The organism is Flavivirga sp. 57AJ16, assembly GCF_028736925.1.
GTDB lineage: Bacteria > Bacteroidota > Bacteroidia > Flavobacteriales > Flavobacteriaceae > Flavivirga.
The window spans coordinates 216,866-237,960 of the sequence record NZ_JAQZAT010000005.1; the positions used below are offsets into that span (position 1 = coordinate 216,866).

A 21,095-nucleotide genomic window follows, 5' to 3' on the forward strand; every position below is an offset into this window, starting at 1 on the left:
ATATAATTTATAACTTTATAAATGTTTCACTTTTTTTCTAAAAAACTATTCTTAAAAGATTTACTGGAAGATTTTGTAGATATTCATAATCACATTCTTCCTGGTATTGATGATGGTGCAAAAAATATAGAAGACTCTTTGCGTTTAATAAAAAAAATGAAAGCATTGGGGATAAAACAGTTTATACCTACGCCTCATGTTATGCAGGATTTTTATCCCAATACAGATGAAACTATTGGAGATGCCTATCAAGTTTTATTGGGTGCTTTGGATTCAAAATTACTTGCCAGCATTACATTGAATCCAGCTGCAGAATATATGATGGACAGTCATTTTGAAAGCTTGTTGGAAAGTAGAAATTTATTTACTTTAAAAAAAAATTATGTGTTGGTTGAAATGTCATATTTTCAGGCTCCAATAAATTTAGAGGACATTATTTTTAAAATTAAAACGCAAGGATATATACCTGTTTTGGCACACCCAGAGCGCTATTCCTTTTACCATAACCACCTAGAATACTACGAAAGATTAAAACAGTTGGGCTGCATTTTTCAACTTAACTTACTTTCGTTAAGTGATCATTATGGGAAAAATGTTGAAAAAACGGCCAGTTATTTAATGAACGAAAAATTGATTGATTTTGTTGGCACAGACATTCATAACGAGAAACATATAAGTAAGTTATCAAACTTAGTGTTAAACAAAAGAAAGCACGAAGATCTAAAAGAAATAATTAATCATACTAATCGAACCTTTTCAGTGATTTAAGCTTTTCTTCTAAAAAAGCCTTTCTTTTGAGGTGCCCCATAATAACCATATTTAGCACCATATCCAAAGTTCGATTGGTTTACATCGTTCACAACTAACATCATCCCATTAAGTTTCTTTTCAACATGCAGCTCTTTAGTAAAATTCAATATGCGCTTTTCGGTATAATCTGCTCTAGTTAAATAGATAGTATGACCAGCATATTGGCTTATCAATAATGTATCTGTAACCAGCATGGAAGGTGCTGTATCAACAATAACATAATCGTACTGTTTAGAGACAGAATCGAATAGCTCTTTCATTCTATCGTTCATTAGGAGTTCGGCTGGATTTGGCGGCACTTTTCCAGAAAGTAAAATATCAACACTTATTCCATTAATATCGTATGTATTAATAGTTTCTCCTACTATGATAGATTTATCGACTAAGAAATCTGTAAGCCCAATCTTTGATTGCCCTTTTTCTTTTTTGTTTTTTAACGTAGAAAAAATTTGAGGATTTCTAATATCTGCACCAAGAAGTAAAACTCTTTTTCCTGTGTTTGATAGCGTAAGGGCCATGTTTAAACTAAAAAAAGATTTTCCTTCTCCATTAATAGTCGATGTTACAAAAATGACATTATTGTAATTTTTAACTTCCCGACCTCTTTTTACGTAATCAAAATTTGTTCTTATAATTCTAAATGACTCAGATAGTATAGACCTATCATTACGCTCTACTAAAGTTTTATCACTGCCCTTAACTCTTGGAACCTCCCCTAGAACTGTTATGTTTTTAATTTCTTTCTCTAAATCTTCTTTATTATGGATCTTTGTATCCAATAAATCTCTTACATATATAATTAAAAAGGGAATTATAAGACCAAAAAATAATGCTGCAATATATGTGATTTGTTTATTGGGAGATACAGGCCCTCCAGCACCATCATAGGCTTCGTCAATTATTTTTGCACTAGGAGATGTAGCTGTTAAAGATATAGTTGCTTCTTCTCTTTTTTCTAGTAAGTATAAATAAAGAGCTTCTTTTACACCTTGTTTTCTTTCAATAGATCGTAGTTTATTTTGCTGACCTGGTACAGAGAATATTTTAGAGTTTATTCTTTGTGATTGGCTTTCTAAACTCCCCATTTGAATTCTAAGTGATTTGCTAGAATTACTAATACTTTGCTGAAGGTTTTGTCGTATTCCTCCCAATGTTTGGTCTAATTCCACAACAACGGGGTTTTGTTCACCAGCACTTTTTAAAAGTGTTTTTCTTCTTTCAAGTAATTCATTATACCTAGATGAAAGTTGACTAATTGCTGCGTCTCCCATACCTAGGTTAGATGGTATCGGAGCATATTTAGAAGCTGTATCTTCCAAGGATTCTTTCATGTAATTTAATTGATTCAGCTGCATTCTAGTAGCATCAATTTGCTGCTCGTTTAATGCGCTTGAACTTAAGAACTGACCGGTCTCGGAAGCGACATCTGTTATCTTATTCCCTGTTTTAAATTTTACAATACTATCATCAACATTAACTAAATCTGAAGCTATTAATTCAACACGGTTATTGATGAAATCTGCCGTATTCTTTGATATTTCATTTTTCTTCTGAACCGTGGAAACATTATATTCATTGATCAAAGTATTTACAATATCCTTAGCTTTTTGTATAACGGGATCTTTTATACTAACTTCAATAACTTTAGATGACTTTTTCGAAGGGTGTATTGAGATTCTATTCTTAAGAGATTCAGATAAAGTTTCTAAGGGAGATATTTTTACTCTAATATTATTTCCTATATAACCTTCTAGTTTTTTATTCCTAGGAGTCACTATGATACCTCCAAAAGATGTAGGGATTGTTTCTCCAAAAGTATATTTTTTAGGAGCATCTTCTTCTTTAATTCTGAAGTTAAAATGGGTAGCGGAAAGAATTTCAGTATAAAAATTGAATCTCGTTTTATTAATAATTGAATCAGATTCAATAAAGTTTACAACTATTGGAGAATTTTTATAAAGTTCAAACTCATTAACTCTTCCTTTTATAAAATATTTAATATTTAAATGTAATCTTTTTACAATATTCCTTAAAAAACTTCTAGATTGAATGACCTGTATTTCATCTTCAACCATAGCATCTTCTTTTTCGGAAAAAAGTGACAAGTCATTTAGTGCACCTGCAGAAGCCGATTCCCTATCGTCTAAGAGCATTATTTTAGCAGTAGCCAAATACTCAGGAGTGGTATATCTTAAATTAAGGTAAGCGATACCAAAACATATAGCACAACTTAACACAAACCATTTCCATTGCTTAGAATATAAAGAAAGTGTTTTCTTTAGATTAAAATCTTCAGATGTATTATCAGATAAGTTTTTATTGTCAACTAAAGCCATACTTATTTCTAGTTTCGAGTAATTAATAAGAGTGTGGTAGTTATAAGAAACGATGCAACCGATATGATAGTACCAATTCTTGCATCACCAGAAGCACCGCTTATTGCCGATTTGTTCGGTTCAACATACACATAATCATTTTGTGTTAAATAATACACAGGAGAGTTAAAAACTTCTTTGTTTGTTAAATCTATCCTTGTATAGGTTTTTGTACCGTTAAAGTCTCTAACTACCAATACATTGTCCCTTCTTCCTTTTATTGTTAAATCTCCAGCCATACCAAGTGCTTCTAAAATAGATATTCTTTCTCCTGTTACAGGATAAACACCAGGGTTACGAACTTCTCCAGCAACTGTCACTCTAAAGTTAAGAACACGAAAAATAACGACAGGATCTTTTAGTAATTCACCTTCTGAAAATTTTTTCTTAAATAAATTTTTTGCTTCTTCAACAGTAAGTCCTACTAATTTAATTTTACCTAACACAGGATAATCTATGTTTCCTTCAACATCAATTAAGTAATCTATTAATTCTCCTCCCTGTGAACCAGTAGATTTCATTACATTATAAGGTTGTGTAACTGTTGGATCCAGTGTGGAAACATAAATACTTACTACATCTCCAATTTTTAGTTTAGCTTTAAAAGTATCCGTATCTACAATGGTTTCAAAACTTTTGGCATTCTGAAAATAAACAATATCTTGCTTTGTAGCACATGAAGTTAAAAACATACTAATTATTGTGCCCGTAATTAATAGTTTTCTCTTTATAAGTAATATGCTCATTTCTAAATTATTTGGGGGAAAATAGTAAATTTAAATTACAATTATAGGTTTACATAATTTTTATCAGCTCTATTTTCTGACATTTCTTTGGCTTTCTTATAAATCTGAACTCTTTTATCAAATCGCTCATAATCAGAATTGTTAGATTTGTATTCTGGAATCAGGCGTTTCATTTTCATAACAATATTATTATTTTGAAAACGATTGGTAATACATAATTCCTCTATTTGTGTTTTAACCTTGTCGTAATCTAATTCTCTGGTTTTACTAATCATTATCTTTTTGTGGTATGTAGATAATGTGTTTTCGCCATTGGCTAATAATTCTTCATATAATTTTTCACCTGGTCGTAAACCTGTGATTTTTATATCAATATCTTCAGGGAATCTAAGACCGGAAAGTTTTATCATATTTTTAGCCAAATCATATATCTTAACAGATTTACCCATGTCAAATATAAAAATCTCTCCTCCTTTACCCATCGTTCCTGCCTCTAATACTAATTGAGATGCTTCGGGAATGGTCATAAAATATCTGGTAATATCCTTATGTGTTAAAGTAAGCGGTGTGCCATTCTCAATTTGCTTTTTAAACAGCGGAATAACAGATCCGTTTGAACCTAATACATTACCAAATCGCGTCGTTATAAATTTTGTCTTACTCTCTTTTTGAAGGCAACTAATATACATTTCTGCCATTCGTTTTGTCGCCCCCATAACACTTGTTGGGTTAACGGCTTTATCAGTAGACACGAAAACAAATTTTTTCACATTATATCGGGACGCCGTATCTGCCAACAGTTTAGTACCATTAACATTAATCTTAATAGCTTCGTATGGCGATTCTTCCATTAAGGGCACATGTTTATATGCTGCCGCATGAAATACCATGGTAGGCTTGTATTTTTGAAAAATGGTATCTATTCTTAAACCATCTCGAATATCGGCTACAATAGCAATAAAATTATGTTTGCCATTTTGCTTTAAATCCTGTTGTACATCATAAAGTGCAGATTCGGCCTGATCGACCAACACTAAGTTTTTAACATCAAAATTAGAAAGCTGTTTAACCAACTCGCTTCCTATAGATCCAGCTGCACCAGTAATAATAATGGTCTCTCCTGTAAATTCGTTTATTAAATTTGGATTATTAATTTCAATAGGAGGTCTTCCTAACAAGTCCTCAATTTGCACTTGTTTGATTTGTTTAACGTTTAATTCTCCGTTAATCCAATTTTCAATAGGTGGAATTTTGGTTATTTTTATATTGAGATTGACCAAATCAATTAAATTTTCCTTTTCTATATTTTTAGAAGCAATAATTAGTTCATCTATTTGATTGGATTTAATATAATCATTATTAATTTTTTCTTTTGAAAATATAGAAATGCCATTTATTGATTTACCTTTCTTTTTTGAATTATCATCAATAAACCCGACTACTTGAAATTTTGTAGCAACGTTACTGATTAAAGCATTGTAGGTAACAATTCCCGAGTCTCCAGTTCCATAAATCAAAACTCTTTTTGAAGACATTAGTTTACACTTCAAATACTTATAGGCCATTTTAAAAAGTAACCTACTCGCACTTAGCACAACAAAGCTTAGCAAGGCATGCATGACTACAATAGAGAGTGGTATTGTAAATTCAGGAAATACTTCAAACATTCTGTTAACTAATACTGTAGCTATACATATAAACGACATGATACTAACAGATTTAAACAAGTTTACGACATCGTTAAATCCGGTATGTCTAATCACACTTTTAAAAGATCCAATTAATAAAAAACTAAAAGTAGCTACTACCGTTAAAAAAGGCAATTGAATTAAAAACTGTTTTAAATCGAAATTTAAGGTAAAATTAAACCTAATTAAATACGCCATGAAAAATGTTGACAGAACAATTGCCAAATCTATAGCCAAAACCAACCATTTTGATGCGTATTTTTGAGAGAAATAGGTAAAGTAATTATTTATCATAAGTGGGGGTTTTTAAAATATTATTAAGGATTCTATTTAAATCATCCTGACTTAAATTAGATCCGCTCGGTAAACAAAGTCCCTTGTCAAAAAGATCTTCTGAAACACCATTTGTAAAATGAAGGCAATCTTTAAAGATTGGCTGCATATGCATGGGCTTCCATAATGGTCTTGACTCTATGTCATCATTCAACAATGTGAGCCTTATCTGTTCACGGGTCTCAAAAGAATCTGTTTTAATACAAGTAATCCATCTATTTGAAAAGAATCCTTGAGGTTCCTCTAAAAATTCGATAGCATTAATTTGAGATAAATTCTTTTTATAAAACTCAAAATTTTGCCTTCTGGCCTTAACCCTTTCATCGATCACTTCCATTTGCCCTCTTCCTATACCTGCTAGGACATTGCTCATTCTATAATTATAACCTATAGATGAATGTTCATAATGAGGAGCATTATCCCTTGCTTGTGTTGATAGAAAAACGGCTTTTTCTTTTAAGTCTTGATTCTTTACAATCAAAGCGCCTCCGCCTGAAGTGGTAATTATTTTATTACCATTAAAAGATAATATCCCGATATCTGAAAGCGTTGCACATTTTTTATCAAAATATGTGCTCCCTAAAGCCTCTGCACTATCTTCTATTACAGGGATTTCATATTTTTTGGCAATGGCATTAATTTCATTTGCTTTATATGGCATACCATATAAGTGAACCGCTATGATGGCTTTTGGCTTTCTGTTTTTTTCAATTCTATCTTTAATAGCTATTTCCAACAACTCTGGAGACATATTCCAAGTATCGGGCTCACTATCTATAAAAACAGGTGTGGCTCCTTGATACAGTATAGGATTTGCTGAAGCTGAAAAAGTAAAACTTTGACATAAAACTTCATCGCCTTTGGATACATTAAGTAATTGAAGTGCTAGGTGAATAGCAGCGGTGCCTGAACTTAAGGCAGCAACATGCTTATCTTCACCTAAATAATTTCTTAAATCATTTTCAAAACCATCAACATGAGGACCTAATGGAGCAATCCAATTAGTATCGAAAGCTTCCTTTACAAATTTTTGCTCCGACCCTCCCATGTGAGGAGATGATAAATATATTTTGGTTTTGGTCAACATTTATAAATTTTGTGATTTCAGTTTACTGCATAACATAACCATATAATTTTTATAATTATATAATTTAAATACGCATGTTTATCTGAATGATTTCCCTCTTTATTCATAAAACAAAAATTAATTAATATTTATAGCTTAAATTGATTTTTAGTATTAAGTGATTTTTAAAATATTTATTTAATATTAATCTATACTCTTTATTTACAGACTTAATGATTGAGAGGTTTTGAAAATATTTTTACTTATCATTTTAATACAATTAAATTAATAGGCTATTAATCAATTCAATTTGTGTTTTACGGTGTAAATTTAGTAATTGTTTTAAAGCAACAAGATTAGATTTAACTTAATTCGCTAAAAGAGTGATTAAAATCGGTTAAATACATTTGTCTTTTTAGTTAAAAGTAAAAGTATGCATATCGTCGATTAAGTAATTTCAATTTTGGACTGAATAATTTATTTAGGGCTTTAATAAATGTAAAAATTTACATACAAATAATGAGAGCTAGACCAGTTTTGTTATTGTTATAGATACACTCATTATTTTTATAAAAAGCATTGTTTGGTCGGTTATATTGACACATAAATGAATTTCATCGGAAAAAATGGAACCTTGATGTAATTAGTTAACCTGTTACGTTTATTTTTTTCATATTTGTGCCGAAATAAAAATAAATCCCGAATCTAAAAATGACAGAACAACAACTAAAAATTCTACTAGGAAAAAAGATACTTGTTACAGGCGGTGCTGGCTTTATTGGCTCTAACCTTTGTGAGGTTTTATTAAACCATAACATAAAGATCGTTTGCTTAGATAATTTCTCAACAGGAAAGCAAACCAACATAGCGCCTTTTTTAAATAATGACAATTTTAAGTTAATTGAAGGTGATATTAGAAATCTTGATGATTGTCATAAAGCATGCGTTGATATTGACTATGTATTGCACCAAGCCGCTTTAGGTTCTGTACCTAGATCTATTAACGACCCTATCACTACAAATGATGTGAATGTATCTGGCTTTTTAAATATGCTGGTTGCGGCAAGGGATGCAGGTGTGAAAAGATTTATTTATGCTGCAAGTTCTTCCACTTATGGAGACCATAAAGCTTTACCAAAAGTAGAGGATACCATTGGAAAACCATTGTCTCCTTATGCTATTACTAAATATGTGAATGAATTATATGCCGATATTTTTTATAGCACATATAAATTGGACACTATTGGACTCCGTTATTTTAATGTTTTCGGAAAAAGACAAGATCCTAACGGTGCTTATGCAGCAGTCATACCAAAATTTGTTCAACAATTTGTTAGTCATGAGTCTCCTGTTATTAATGGTGATGGAAGCTATTCTAGAGATTTTACATACATTGACAATGTAGTACAAATGAATATTAATGCATTAACTGTTGATAATAAAGAAGCATTAAATACGGTTTACAATGTCGCTTATGGAGAACGAACTACTCTAATTGAATTAGCGACTCTATTAAAAGAATATTTATCTGAATTTGATAGCGTTATAGGTAATATTGAAATAAAACACAGAGATAATAGAATTGGAGATATCCCTCACTCTTTAGCTTCTATTGATAAAGCAAAACAATTATTGAATTATAACCCTAAGTATAATATTAGTAGTGGCTTGAAAGAAGCTGTTAACTGGTATTGGAAAAATTTAAAATAAGTTAGTTATATTATCAAATAAAAATAATGAAGGATATAAAAATTGCTATTATAGGTTTAGGCTACGTAGGTCTTCCTTTGGCTAGGCTTTTCGCAACAAAATATGATGTTATAGGCTTTGATATTAATCAAGAAAGAATAGATGAATTAAAACAAGGAAACGACGCAACTTTAGAAGTTGAATCCAGTGTTTTAACATCTGTTCTAAAACATAATTCAAATGACGGTATAGGTTTATTTTGTTCTTCAAATCTTGAAGATATTAAAGATTGTAACTATTATATAGTTACTGTCCCTACTCCTATCGATAAAAACAATCGTCCAGATTTAACACCTTTATATAAATCTAGTGAAACGGTTGCTAAAGTTCTTAAAAAGAATGATATTGTTATTTACGAATCTACTGTATATCCAGGCGTTACCGAAGATGAATGTATCCCGGTATTAGAAAAAATAAGTGGACTAAAGTTCAATGAAGATTTTTATGCAGGCTATTCCCCTGAAAGAATCAATCCGGGAGACAAACTCCATACTGTAGATAAAATACTTAAAGTGACAGCTGGTTCAACCCCAGAGATTGGTAAAAAAGTAGATGCTTTATACGCTAGTGTTATAACAGCTGGTACCCATTTAGCACCTACCATTAAAGTTGCTGAAGCTGCTAAAGTCATTGAAAACTCCCAGCGCGATATAAATATTGCTTTTGTTAATGAATTGGCCAAAATTTTCAATTTAATGAATATTGATACACATTCTGTATTGGAAGCTGCTGGAACTAAATGGAATTTTCTACCATTTAAACCAGGATTAGTTGGCGGACATTGTATTGGTGTAGACCCCTATTATTTAGCACAAAAAGCCCAGGAAGTGGGATACCATCCAGAAATTATATTGGCAGGTCGTCGTGTTAATGATAGTATGGGACAATATGTGGCTTCTGAAGTTATCAAATTAATGGTAAAAAACGATATACGTATAAAAGGGGCTAACATATTGGCTTTAGGTATTACATTTAAAGAAAATTGTCCAGACGTTAGGAATACTAAAGCCGTTGATGTCATTAATCAGTTGAAAAGCTATGGCACACAAGTAACGGTATACGATCCATGGGCAAACCCAGAAGAAGTAAAGCATGAATACAATTTACAAACCGTAAAACAATTACCTGAAGGCACATTTGATGCTGTTGTTTTAACAGTGGCTCATACAGAATTTCTTCAAGAAGACTTGGAATCATTATTAAAAACAAATGGGGTTTTATATGATGTTAAAGGTATTCTAAAAGGAAATATAAGTGGCAGATTGTGATTTTTAAAAATTCGTACACTAATCATTTCAAACTAAAACCACCTTCATTTTGAGCCAAATAAAAAAAGGAGCTTTTTTAAATTATGTTACAATTTTTCTAACTAATGTAGTTGGTTTAGTTCTAACACCTTTTATTTTAAATTACCTTGGAAAAGCAGAGTATGGCGTTTATACTACTATAGGGGCGCTAGTTGGTACTATGTCTATATTAGATTTAGGGCTCACTAATACAATCGTTCGTTTTGTAGCCAAATATCGTGCTGAAGAAGACAGAAAAGGAGAAGAGAATTTTTTGGCCACGACAATGCTTATCTATTTTGCTATTTCGGCTGTTATAATTCTTATCGGCTTTGGTTTTTATGGGTATATTGAATCTTATTTCACAAAAATGAATGCCGATGAAATTCGTATAGCAAAGACCATTTTCGCGCTATTGATTTTTAATTTGGCTATTGGGTTTCCTGGTGGTAGTTTTAAAGGTATTTGCTATGGCTATGAATCTTTTGTATTTCCAAAAGCACTAAATATTTTCCGTTACATTATAAGATCACTTGTTGTGGTGGCTGTTTTGTTATTTGGTGGTAGGGCCATTGCCTTAGTTATTCTCGATACGATATTCAATATTATTATAATTTTTATCAATTGGTATTTTGTATACTTTAAATTAAAAGTAAGGTTCAAATTGCATAACTTGACTAAAAAATTCATCAAAGAGATTTTTAGTTATTCAACTTGGATTTTTGTGTTTTCATTGGTCGGTATTTTCCAATGGAAAGCCGGACATTGGATTCTAGGCAGGATAGCTTTACCCAGTGTTTTAACCATATATGGTATTGGTATTGTATTAGGCACATACTATGGTGCTTTTTCTACAGCCATTTCAAGTGTGTTTTTACCACGAGCTACTAAAATGGCCGTAGGAAATGCTACTGGCGAAGAGTTAACTTCCATGATGATTAAAATTGGGCGAATTTCTTTTATAATACTTATGTATATTTTTGGAGCCTTTTTGCTGTATGGAAATCAATTTGTATTCTTATGGGTTGGTAAAGAGCTAGGCGAAAACGGTAGCCATGAGTCTTGGTTTATAGCTATGCTTATAATGTGTGCTTATACGTTACCATTAGTTCAAGGCTTTGGAAACTCAATATTAGAAGCCAAAAGCAAATTATCTTTTAAAGCCATTTTATATCTTACATTTGTAATTACAGGAGCTGCTTTTGGTGCCTATTTGGCCAAATCTCAAGGTGCCATTGGTATGATTTACGGAACTGTAGCTGGGTGGTTTATTGTGCAAAATGTCATGAATTTCTATTATCATAAAGTTATTGGTTTAAATATTATAAGATTTTTTAAAGAGCTATTCCATAAAACACTTTTTGCTATATTATTAATCATTCTAATTGGCTACTTTATTAACTACATACCCGGAAGCGGTTGGATTAATTTTATTATAAAGTCTATTTCCTACTCTATTGTTTACATGTTTTTTATGTATACTATTGGAATTATCGGGTTTGAAAAACAATTATTTAAGAGTACACTTTCACCAGTATTAAAAAAGTTAAAACTATAATGCTTAAATTAAACAACTTAACCTTCGAAAATGACGGAAAAAAAATATCATATTCCTATGATATTGAAGGCCATGCTAAAAGTTATTTTGCTCTTAACAAACCTTTTTACGTTTTATATGACCAGGATATAAGTAAAACTCCATTAAGCTTAGCTATTATTCCGTTGCTTTCCAATATAATGCCAATTTCATGGTTTGTGGGTTTCGATGTTTATATTGATGAAATAGATGAAACCTTTTATAACTCATTACTAGAATTGAAAAAGCAGTTTGTGAAATTTCATCCAAACAAAAACATTCAGGGCACTCTGCATTACAACAAGATTGTAAAAAATAAAATTGAAGGCACAAATACATCCTTACTTTTTAGTGGCGGTCTGGATTCTTTTGATTCTTTGACACGTCATTATGACAAAAAACCCTATTTAATATCAATTCATGGAGCCGATGTTGAAATAAAAGACACAGTTAGGTGGAACGAATTTAAAAAGTTTAATTCTGAAGAAGATATACTGGATCTCTCCAGATTGTTTTATATAGAGTCTAACCTAAGAGAGTTCTATACTTACAAAGTAGATTTGTTAGTCGATCACCTAGGTTGGTGGGGAGCCGTTCAACATGGTATGGCATTAATAGGTGTATTATCCCCTTTAAGCTATAAATATGGTATTACAGATATAAATATAGCAGCGTCTGCTACAAACGAAATCACGTATAGTTGGGGATCTTCCCCCTATATTGATGAAAACATGAAGTGGGCAAATACAACTGTAACGCATGATGGTTATCAATTCAAAAGGACAGACAAAACGGATAATGTCGTCAAATTCGTAAACAACACGGAGTTTAATATTAAACTTAGGGTATGTTATGCCGATGAGCGGAAAGGTTATAACTGTAACGTTTGTCATAAATGCCAACGTACTGCTTTAAGTTTAATCTTAGCTGGGGCAAACCCCAACGATTATGGATTTAATTTACCTAAAAATTTTTATGAATTAATTTTTATGAACTTTGGAGAAGACTGTATTATGACCAAAGGCATAAAGTATCAATGGACCTGTATTCAAGACAAGGCATTAGAAGTAGATACCTTTTTCGTATTAAACAATGAAGAAAAAGAAAGGGAAGCTATACAACGTTTTGCTAACTTAGATTTAGACAGCATTGTAAATAAAAATGAAGAAAAAGTAAAACAAAAGAAAAAAAGGAACTTTTTGCTACGTCAAAAATTCCCAATGATATATAATATATATAAAAAACTTAAAAAATAAGTAAAAAAATGCACTACGGATTATTAACTTATCAAGAAGGTAAAGAAAAGTACAATGTTGGAGATTATGTACAGAGTTTAGCCGCTAGACAATTTCTTCCTCAAACCGATCAATTCATGAATAGGGAAAAGTTGGGAGCATATGATGGAGAAACCATTAAATTAATAATGAATGGTTGGTTTACACACAACATTCATCATTGGGTTCCTGCAAAAGAAATAGCCCCTTTATTTGTATCATTCCACATGAATTCTACAGCAGCTCCTTTCATGTTAACTGAAAAGGGTATTGATTACCTTAAATCACATGAACCTATTGGTTGTAGAGATAAATTTACCGTGAAACTATTAAAAGAAAAAGGGATAGATGCTTATTTTACAGGTTGTTTAACTTTGACTTTGGATAACTACAAGGTAGACGATTCTCTAAGAGGTGATGATATTTATATTGTAGATCCTTTTTACAATTATCCAACGCAGGAAAAACTTTTCTTAACCCCTAAACATTTTGTTAGAGGTATTTTAAAGGGTGATGCACTCAATCTTGGTAAGATAAAAAAACAGCTAAAAAAAGTTGTTGATAAAGATTTACTAGAATCGGCTAACTATGTGACTCAAATTTTACCTGTTGGTAAGCAGACTGATGAAGAAAAATTTGCTTATGCCGAAGAATGCCTTAAAAAATATGCTAAAGCCAAACTAGTAATTACATCGAGAATACATTGTGCCCTACCCTGCTTAGCTATGGGAACACCAGTAATATTTTTAAACTCTTTTAACACCTTTGTAGATACTTGTAGGTTTGACGGTATCATTGAATTGTTTAATCGCATAGATATTGCAGATGATGGTAGTTTTACTAATAACTTTGGCCTAGATGGTAAAATTACAAAGGACACTATGGTAACTAACTTAGGCCTGCATCATGCATTAGCAGAACCTTTAAAGGAAAAGTGTAAAAGCTTTATTTCTAAAAACCCATAGTGAAATAGTAATGACTTTACTTTATATAACAAACCAAATATGCGGAGCTGCGGGACTAGAAAGAGTATTGTCTCTAAAGGCAAGCTACCTTGCAGATAAATTAAATTATAAAGTACATATTCTTACACTAAACCAAAATCAACAACCTTTATTTTATACGTTTAGTGATAAGTTAGTCTATCATGATATTACCGTAAAAGGGAATTTTATAAAATATATAAATAATTACATCTCTAAAATTAAAGCTAAAGTAAAGGAAATTAACCCTGATATCATTTCTGTTTGTGACGATGGTCTAAAAGCCTTTTTTTTACCACATATATTATGTAAAAAATGCCCTATGATTTATGAAAGACATGTATCTAAGAACATTCAAACCCAAACTGATCAGGTATCTTTCCTTCATAAAATAAAAACCAATATTGTTTATTCAATAATGGGCATTGCAGCAAAAAAGTATGATAAGTTTATTGTTCTAACTAAAGATAATCTTAAAGAGTGGAACTTACCAAACATAGAAGTTATAAGCAACCCATTATCCTTTTATCCAAAGGTTACATCAAAACTAACCAATAAAAAAGTACTAGCGGTCGGTAGACAATGTTTCCAAAAGGGATACGATCGATTGCTTAAAAGTTGGGAGATCATTTCTAAAAAACATCCAGATTGGAGTTTAGAAATATATGGGAAATTTGAAGAAGGTGAGCCTTATAAAGAATTAGCGACTCGTTTAGGGATTAGTGATAGTGTAACATTTTATAAACCAGTGAAAAACATAGGCGATGTATATAAAGAATCTTCTATTTATGTAATGTCATCAAGGTTTGAAGGTTTTGGAATGGTCTTAATTGAAGCCATGTCCTACGGTGTTCCATGTGTCTCTTATAATTGCCCTTGTGGCCCTCAAGAGATTATTTCGAATGAAAAAGATGGATTTTTAGTAGAAAATGGAAATATTAAACTTTTTGCAGAACAAGTTGAAAAGCTTATAGAAAATCAAGATTTAAGGTTAAAAATGGGTGTTAATGCCAGAGAAAAAGCAACTCAATATTTTCCAGATGTCATTGTTCCCAAGTGGGATGTATTATTTAAAAGCTTAATTAAGTAATGAATTTATGAAAAATATTTTATTAATAATGCCTTATGGAAGTGTTGGAGGAATGGAACGTCTAGCACTTACATTTTATAATCATTATAAAAAAGAGGGTTATCAAGTAAAAGCATTAAAATTCATTAAACTAAACTCTGATATTATAAATTTTGGAGAGGACGAATTATTTTTTAAACCTTATGATTTTAATGAAATGAGTCCTTTTGAGCGCATGGCCTTTTATTTAAAAGCACCTCTTATGCTCAGAAAAATTATTAAGGAAAATAAAACAACCCATTCTATAGCTTTTGGGGATATGGCTAATTTGTTTAGCTCTTTAACTTTTACAAATGAGTTTAAAATTGGAAGTATTCATGCTTTAAAAAGTGTCGAATTTGTTAACAAAACCTTTTTTAATAGTGTTTTCAAGCTTAGCTATAAAACCTCGTATAAATACATTAACAAAGTAGTATGCATAAGCCAAGCCATAAAAAATGACCTTATAAATAATTACAATTATAAGTTTCCTAACTTAGAAATAGTTTATAACCCTCATAATGTAAAAGATGTTATTCGTTTAAGTAGCGAACCTATAACTGAAGAAAAGGAAAAAGAGATCTTTTCAAAAAAAACAATCGTATTTTTAGGAAGATTATCCATTCAAAAATCACCATGGCATTTAATAAATGCTTTCAGTATGGTTAAGAAAATCATAGAGGACGTTAATTTGGTTATCATTGGTGATGGAGACATTAAAGTAATTAGATACATAGAGGGGCTTATAAAAGAAGCTGGTTTACAAAATAATGTATTTTTATTAGGAAGAAAAAGCAATCCATATAAATACCTAGCGGCCGCTAATGTTTTAGCACTCTCTTCTCATTATGAAGGCACCCCAAATGTTATAGTGGAATCTATAGCAACAGAAACTCCAATAGTTAGTTCATATTGTACCAAAGGCATCATAGAATTAATGAGCTTGAAAAATTATGAAGAACAGCCAGAAAACATTATTTTAGAATCTGGAATCGTTACTCCAAACTTATTTAAGGGAGCTTTAGGAATTCCAGAAGAGAAAATAATAATTAAAGAAGAAGAAAAATTTTCTAACGCATTAGTTCAAGTATTGGAAAACACTCAATTTGAAACAAATCTGAAAGAAGCAAAGGACAAGTTGCTCTCTAAATTTGATTTAGACTTTGTAGCAAATAAATACTTAGAAGAAAACCAGTAATATATTAATCATTTAGATATAAAAAAGTGATAGATTTTTTTCCTTTAAAATATTACTATGCGGTCTATATATATACAGCTTTGGCCATTGTATTGTTTACAATGGTTCATACCTGGATATTATCCATGGATGATAAAAAGAATATTTCTTTTATTAAAGTTATGGGGTTTACACTATTAGTCTTTCTCATTTTTTATATTGGTTTAAGACCCGTAAGTGGTAGGTACTTTACAGACATGCGTACATATGCAAATAATTTTAATGCTTACGCATTTGGTGGAGAACTTAGAACAGATAAAGATTTAGTTTTTCAAATTTTTATGAAATTCTGTGCCACTTTTTTATCTCTCCATACTTTCTTTTTATTATGTGCTGTATTGTACATCTACCCTATGTATAGAGTCTCTAAAACTTTGTTCAAAGAATATTGGTATTACTCTTTTTTACTATTTATAGTATCTTTTTCTTTTTGGTCTTATGGAGTTAATGGTATAAGAAATGGTATTGCCACTTCTTTATTCCTCTGGGGTTTGTCCTACCATAATAATAAGGCTAAAATGATCGCTTTATGCTTTATAGCTACTCTATTTCATAAAACACTGTTATTGCCAATATTTGCTTTTGCAGTAACGTTTTTTTATAATAAACCCAAGTTTTATTTATTCTGCTGGTTATCTGCTATTCCCTTATCAATTGCCCTTGGTGGCTTCTGGGAATCGCTGTTTGCCTCCTTAGGCTTTGCAGACGAACGTTTAAGTGGTTATTTAGCTGCCGAAGGAGCACAACAAGCAAGGGGTGGTTTTCGTTACGATTTTTTATTCTATAGTGCTTTTGCTGTATTTGCAGGATGGTATTTTATATTTAAAAAACAGTTTAATGATAAACTCTACTTACAATTATTTAATACGTATCTAATAGCCAACGGATTTTGGATATTAGTCATCAGGGCTAATTTCTCAAATAGGTTTGCATACCTATCTTGGTTTTTAATGTCTATCATTATTGTATATCCCTTTTTAAAGGAACGTTTTTACAGAAATCAACATCTGGTTTTAGGCCGGGTTGTTTTATTTTATTTTTCTTTTACATTTTTCATGTATACAATTTATTACTCAGATTTATTTTAATTATGATAAAGGCAAGTATTATAATACCCATGTACAATGTAGCACAGTATTTGGACAAGTGTGTAAAATCTATTATTGCTCAAAATTTAAAACCTGGAACATTTGAAGTAATCATGATAAATGATGATTCTCCAGATAATAGTTTAGAGATTGCCACTAACCTATCCAAACAATATAATTTTATTAGTATTATATCACAAAAGAACAAAGGTTTAGGTGGTGCCAGAAATACTGGTATACAAAACGCCAAAGGGGATTATATAATATTTTTAGATGCAGATGATTGGCTCATATCAAATAGCGTAGAAAATATTATTAAAATTTCTGATAAACATAAATTAGATATACTTGAATTTGGAGCCCATCTTGTTGCCGAAAGTGGAGAAACTGTTAATACCATATCTCGAAGTAGTAATGAAATCATATATAATGGTATTGAATATTATAACACCATTAAATACGCTGGATCTGCTTGCAACAAGTTATATTCAAGAGCATTTCTTCAAACTAATAACTTATTATTTTTAGAGAAAATTTTTGGTGAAGATTTTGAGTTTAATACGCGCGCTTTATTTTTTGCAAAAAGAATATTAGCAGTAGAAAATGTATGTGCTGCTTTTTTACAGTCTTCAAACTCAATTACCAGAAATAACGACAGAGCAAAAAAAGACAAGTATTTAATCGATTTTACTCATATTTTATCAAGCATAAGAGATTTCAGGGATCGTTATTCGCATACTAATCAAAGTGAATCTGTTAGCTCGTTTTTTAATGAACGATTAACTATGGTAAACATAAATGCGTTTTATTTAATGTTTAAGAATAATTATTCCTTCAATGAAATTAACAAGTATAAAAAAACATTAAAAGAGAAAAAACTTTTTTACATTAAATACCCAGTTGCCATTAAGAAGAAAGAACTTTTTAGAAAAGTAATGTTAAAAAATTTTTTCTTGTTCAGGCCGGCGCAACTATTAAAAAGAGCATTAAATACTAATTGAAATGACAGATAAAAAAATAATTTTTTTTGACGGGGTTTGTAATCTATGTAATGGTTTTATTGATTATGTAATTAATAGAAATAAGAACAACTCGATTTATTATGCAGCACTTCAATCAGATATAGCCATAGAAAAACTCAAGGAATACGACAACATAGTGTTAGAATCTAATTACAATACTATTTACTACTATACAGGTAATAAAGTATACAGTAAGTCATCAGCAGTCTTACGTATCTTTTTAGAATTATCGGTTTTTCATAAGGTAGCAGCAAAAATACTCCTTTTAATTCCTAAATTTATTCGAGATGCTTGTTATAATTTGGTAGCAAAAAACAGATATAGGTTTTTAGGAAAAAAGGAAACATGTAGACTGCCCACAGAAAATGAAAGAAAACAATTTTTATAGATAATTATGAAATATAAACGCACAATTATTAAATACTTGGTTCCATTTATAATGCTTTTCTTTTTTGTAAGAAACATTATCCTAGTTGAAACGCACCATTTAGATAGTTGGATGGGTGGAGGTATGCGTATGTTTGGAAAAATAGATAAAATGCTATATCGTGTATCTGGTTTTACAGTAGAGCATAATAATAAAATCTATTTTGTAAACCTTAGAAATATAGAAGCATTAGAAGATATTTATGTAGAAAGTAAAATACTTCCCAGTGAGCATAGATTAGAAAGTATTTTAAAAGATATTAAAAGCTATACCTGGTGCTATAATGAAGAAATGGATGCTATTACAATCAAATCTGATAAAGCCTGTTCAGAGGAAGTAAAATCGGAAAACATAAAAAACATGCAAGTTTATAGAGTTCATTACAATAATGAGAAAAATAGAATAAAACTAGAACTAATAAACGATGTTGAAAACTTATAATATAAAATCGACTTTAGAAAAATTAAAAGAAGGGTTCTCAATTAACGAAAAAGACCTGTTATTATTAGTGCTAAAAATGGTATTAATAATATTACTGATCTTAATGAAAGATAATACAGTATTGGCTATTCTAGTTCCAGTAATTGTAGTGCCTGGATTATTATTTAATAGAATAGCCTCTAACAAGTATTTTTGGTTATTATTGTCATTATTTAGCGTGATCCCATACTTGATATTAGATTTAGTAGGCTATGTCCCTAACCATAAACATATTTTTGCATATGTGATTTTAGCAATTACATTAATGTTGTTTTTTTCAGAAAAAAACAGCATCCTCAACAATTTAAGAGTTCAAGCGAAATATATTATTGGTCTTTGTTTTTTATTTGCTGTTGCTGGTAAGTTTCTCGCTCCTGAATTTGTAGATGGTTCTTTTTTTAAATTCACAAACACTATAGACCCAAGGTTTTATGGATTTACTTCTTTTGTTGCAGATGTAGATCCATTACTTTTAAAAGAAAATGAGATAAACATGCAAAACCTTTTAAGCACTAATAACACTGAGCTTTTCTTTGATGTAAATGGCGCTGAAGGTTTATCGACAATTGGTTTAATAATATCATATTGGACCATTTTTATTGAAGGTATGATAGCCATCACATTTTGCCTTCCTGCTACTACCCTATTATCAAAATACAGAAATGTGTTTTTAATTGCCTTCATATTAACAACTTATCCTATCGCAACTGTATATGGTTTTGCTATTATCTTAGCAACACTTGGTTTTATTCAAGCAACCAAACCAAATAAACTAACCAAATACGCCATGTTTTATTTATTAGTATTTATATTATTACCTTTAATCAAAATCCCTTTTATACGTGTAATTAGTGCTATTTTTTAAAAGAAGAACTCAGTTGTAGTCTATATTACAGTTTATTAAGTATAGAACAGAACTATATTTTTTTTAGCTTAAATAATAAGATTACAATTAAAAAAGAATGAATATATGATAATTGAATTTATTGCAGTTCCAGGATCAGGCAAATCACATTTTGCCGAAAAGCTTTTTGATCATTTAAAAAACGAAATGAGCAACATAGGTATTAGCATATTTAATCGTGATGATATTAATGAAAGGAAAAGAATGAACCTATTAGCAGTAAGTGATAATAGGCTTCTAATTAGGTTGTGCATACTATCAAATATGGTAAAAGTAATTGATTTCCATACATTAGGCTACATAATTAATATACTTTTAGCCCCGAGTCATTCTTTTAAGGTAAAACGAAAAAGAGTTATGTATTTACTGGATATTCTTTTAAATTATAGAATAATAGATGACATTAAAAAAGAGTGTGATAATAAGTGTGTTTTTATCTTAGATGAAGGGCTCCTTCATATTTCATCTATGTGTATGAAGAAATGCAGTTCATCAAAACTTAAAAGATTTTTTAAAATTCTAAAAAGAAAACGATGGGGAAAGATTAAACAACTATTTGTTTTTATCGATTGTAATACAGATATATTATTCGATCGACTTACCGAAAGAACTGAAGGATGGCCAGGTAATTGGAAAAGACTTGAATCAGATAGTAAACATGATGAGTTAGAGAAATCGCACTTAAAATATATTGTTAAAAAAAAATTTGTTGTTAAAAGAAAAAAGAAGAAAAGGAAAAAACAACATTATATAATTGACAATAGTGTTTACTTTCAAAATTATGAATTGTTCTACAGTAAAATCATAAAAAGAATAAGAAGTTTAGGAGGAAATCAATTAGGGATTAATAAAGAGGACACAAAAGCCCTTATCGATAATTTGAGGAGTTCTATTAAATCATAATACACAACTATCGTTAGGTAAATTCTCTGTTTTCTCGGCA

The 21,095-nt window shown here is 30.5% G+C and carries 18 protein-coding genes; 14 read left to right on the top strand and 4 right to left on the bottom strand.

The features are described 5' to 3' along the window. The first annotated feature begins 21 nt into the window (after positions 1-21). On the top strand, positions 22-768 hold the full coding sequence (locus PQO00_RS07370) for a tyrosine-protein phosphatase (RefSeq protein ID WP_274184192.1): 747 nt from the start codon (positions 22-24) through the stop codon (positions 766-768). Here the strand turns inward: PQO00_RS07370 and PQO00_RS07375 are convergent. From PQO00_RS07375 to PQO00_RS07390, 4 genes are read right to left on the bottom strand one after another with little or no spacing between them, the layout of a single operon-like run. Then, a complete protein-coding gene (locus PQO00_RS07375; RefSeq protein WP_274184193.1) occupies positions 765-3,146 on the bottom strand; it encodes a polysaccharide biosynthesis tyrosine autokinase in 2,382 nt (793 codons plus the stop codon). The two genes, PQO00_RS07370 and PQO00_RS07375, sit on opposite strands and share 4 nt — an antisense overlap. 8 nt (positions 3,147-3,154) lie before the next feature. Further along, positions 3,155-3,931 (bottom strand): polysaccharide biosynthesis/export family protein, encoded by a 777-nt coding sequence (locus PQO00_RS07380; RefSeq protein ID WP_274184194.1) that lies wholly within the window; start codon positions 3,929-3,931, stop codon positions 3,155-3,157. A 41-nt stretch (positions 3,932-3,972) separates the two neighbouring features. Further along, the gene (locus PQO00_RS07385; protein WP_274184195.1) at positions 3,973-5,913 is read right to left on the bottom strand and encodes a nucleoside-diphosphate sugar epimerase/dehydratase; all 1,941 of its coding nucleotides are present in this window, start codon (positions 5,911-5,913) and stop codon (positions 3,973-3,975) included. Continuing rightward, the gene (locus PQO00_RS07390; RefSeq protein ID WP_274184196.1) at positions 5,903-7,039 is read right to left on the bottom strand and encodes a DegT/DnrJ/EryC1/StrS aminotransferase family protein; all 1,137 of its coding nucleotides are present in this window, start codon (positions 7,037-7,039) and stop codon (positions 5,903-5,905) included. The genes PQO00_RS07385 and PQO00_RS07390 overlap by 11 nt, the downstream gene beginning before the upstream one ends. Before the next feature lie 690 nt (positions 7,040-7,729). Between PQO00_RS07390 and PQO00_RS07395 the strand changes: the two genes are divergently transcribed. The 13 genes from PQO00_RS07395 (at position 7,730) to PQO00_RS07455 (ending at position 21,055) form a co-directional block, all read left to right on the top strand. Further along, the gene (locus PQO00_RS07395) at positions 7,730-8,728 is read left to right on the top strand and encodes an SDR family oxidoreductase (protein WP_274184197.1); all 999 of its coding nucleotides are present in this window, start codon (positions 7,730-7,732) and stop codon (positions 8,726-8,728) included. Between the two features lie 26 nt (positions 8,729-8,754). Then, complete coding sequence (locus PQO00_RS07400; protein WP_274184198.1) at positions 8,755-10,035, top strand: nucleotide sugar dehydrogenase; 1,281 nt, start codon at positions 8,755-8,757, stop codon at positions 10,033-10,035. Between the two features lie 49 nt (positions 10,036-10,084). Continuing rightward, complete coding sequence (locus tag PQO00_RS07405) at positions 10,085-11,611, top strand: lipopolysaccharide biosynthesis protein (RefSeq protein ID WP_274184199.1); 1,527 nt, start codon at positions 10,085-10,087, stop codon at positions 11,609-11,611. Further along, positions 11,611-12,885 carry a hypothetical protein gene (locus tag PQO00_RS07410; protein ID WP_274184200.1) on the top strand — a complete coding sequence of 425 codons (1,275 nt, stop codon included), beginning with the start codon at positions 11,611-11,613 and terminating at the stop codon, positions 12,883-12,885. Before PQO00_RS07405 ends, PQO00_RS07410 begins: the two co-directional genes overlap by 1 nt. Before the next feature lie 8 nt (positions 12,886-12,893). Then, positions 12,894-13,868: a polysaccharide pyruvyl transferase family protein gene (locus PQO00_RS07415; RefSeq protein WP_274184201.1), complete on the top strand. Its 975-nt coding sequence runs from the start codon at positions 12,894-12,896 to the stop codon at positions 13,866-13,868. A gap of 10 nt (positions 13,869-13,878) precedes the next feature. After that, the gene (locus PQO00_RS07420; RefSeq protein WP_274184202.1) at positions 13,879-14,976 is read left to right on the top strand and encodes a glycosyltransferase family 4 protein; all 1,098 of its coding nucleotides are present in this window, start codon (positions 13,879-13,881) and stop codon (positions 14,974-14,976) included. 7 nt (positions 14,977-14,983) lie between these two features. Next, on the top strand, positions 14,984-16,192 hold the full coding sequence (locus PQO00_RS07425) for a glycosyltransferase (protein WP_274184203.1): 1,209 nt from the start codon (positions 14,984-14,986) through the stop codon (positions 16,190-16,192). 26 nt (positions 16,193-16,218) lie between these two features. Beyond that, a complete protein-coding gene (locus PQO00_RS07430; protein WP_274184204.1) occupies positions 16,219-17,319 on the top strand; it encodes an EpsG family protein in 1,101 nt (366 codons plus the stop codon). A 2-nt stretch (positions 17,320-17,321) separates the two neighbouring features. After that, a complete protein-coding gene (locus PQO00_RS07435; protein ID WP_274184205.1) occupies positions 17,322-18,320 on the top strand; it encodes a glycosyltransferase family 2 protein in 999 nt (332 codons plus the stop codon). A 1-nt stretch (position 18,321) separates the two neighbouring features. Further along, positions 18,322-18,729: a thiol-disulfide oxidoreductase DCC family protein gene (locus PQO00_RS07440; RefSeq protein ID WP_274184206.1), complete on the top strand. Its 408-nt coding sequence runs from the start codon at positions 18,322-18,324 to the stop codon at positions 18,727-18,729. A 6-nt stretch (positions 18,730-18,735) separates the two neighbouring features. Beyond that, positions 18,736-19,209, top strand: coding sequence for a hypothetical protein (locus PQO00_RS07445; protein ID WP_274184207.1), 474 nt, complete (start codon positions 18,736-18,738; stop codon positions 19,207-19,209). Next, positions 19,193-20,113, top strand: a complete 921-nt coding sequence (locus tag PQO00_RS07450; protein ID WP_274184208.1) for a hypothetical protein — start codon at positions 19,193-19,195, stop codon at positions 20,111-20,113. Before PQO00_RS07445 ends, PQO00_RS07450 begins: the two co-directional genes overlap by 17 nt. A gap of 105 nt (positions 20,114-20,218) precedes the next feature. After that, complete coding sequence (locus PQO00_RS07455) at positions 20,219-21,055, top strand: hypothetical protein (protein WP_274184209.1); 837 nt, start codon at positions 20,219-20,221, stop codon at positions 21,053-21,055. The last annotated feature ends 40 nt before the right edge of the window (positions 21,056-21,095 follow it).

What these genes read in the sequence shown, in the direction of transcription:
- PQO00_RS07370 (WP_274184192.1), top strand. Translation starts at nt 22, where the DNA reads ATGTTTCACTTTTTTTCTAAAAAACTATTCTTAAAAGATTTACTGGAA.
- PQO00_RS07375 (WP_274184193.1), bottom strand. Translation starts at nt 3,146, where the DNA reads ATGGCTTTAGTTGACAATAAAAACTTATCTGATAATACATCTGAAGAT.
- PQO00_RS07380 (WP_274184194.1), bottom strand. Translation starts at nt 3,931, where the DNA reads ATGAGCATATTACTTATAAAGAGAAAACTATTAATTACGGGCACAATA.
- PQO00_RS07385 (WP_274184195.1), bottom strand. Translation starts at nt 5,913, where the DNA reads ATGATAAATAATTACTTTACCTATTTCTCTCAAAAATACGCATCAAAA.
- PQO00_RS07390 (WP_274184196.1), bottom strand. Translation starts at nt 7,039, where the DNA reads ATGTTGACCAAAACCAAAATATATTTATCATCTCCTCACATGGGAGGG.
- PQO00_RS07395 (WP_274184197.1), top strand. Translation starts at nt 7,730, where the DNA reads ATGACAGAACAACAACTAAAAATTCTACTAGGAAAAAAGATACTTGTT.
- PQO00_RS07400 (WP_274184198.1), top strand. Translation starts at nt 8,755, where the DNA reads ATGAAGGATATAAAAATTGCTATTATAGGTTTAGGCTACGTAGGTCTT.
- PQO00_RS07410 (WP_274184200.1), top strand. Translation starts at nt 11,611, where the DNA reads ATGCTTAAATTAAACAACTTAACCTTCGAAAATGACGGAAAAAAAATA.
- PQO00_RS07415 (WP_274184201.1), top strand. Translation starts at nt 12,894, where the DNA reads ATGCACTACGGATTATTAACTTATCAAGAAGGTAAAGAAAAGTACAAT.
- PQO00_RS07420 (WP_274184202.1), top strand. Translation starts at nt 13,879, where the DNA reads ATGACTTTACTTTATATAACAAACCAAATATGCGGAGCTGCGGGACTA.
- PQO00_RS07425 (WP_274184203.1), top strand. Translation starts at nt 14,984, where the DNA reads ATGAAAAATATTTTATTAATAATGCCTTATGGAAGTGTTGGAGGAATG.
- PQO00_RS07435 (WP_274184205.1), top strand. Translation starts at nt 17,322, where the DNA reads ATGATAAAGGCAAGTATTATAATACCCATGTACAATGTAGCACAGTAT.
- PQO00_RS07440 (WP_274184206.1), top strand. Translation starts at nt 18,322, where the DNA reads ATGACAGATAAAAAAATAATTTTTTTTGACGGGGTTTGTAATCTATGT.
- PQO00_RS07445 (WP_274184207.1), top strand. Translation starts at nt 18,736, where the DNA reads ATGAAATATAAACGCACAATTATTAAATACTTGGTTCCATTTATAATG.
- PQO00_RS07450 (WP_274184208.1), top strand. Translation starts at nt 19,193, where the DNA reads ATGTTGAAAACTTATAATATAAAATCGACTTTAGAAAAATTAAAAGAA.
- PQO00_RS07455 (WP_274184209.1), top strand. Translation starts at nt 20,219, where the DNA reads ATGATAATTGAATTTATTGCAGTTCCAGGATCAGGCAAATCACATTTT.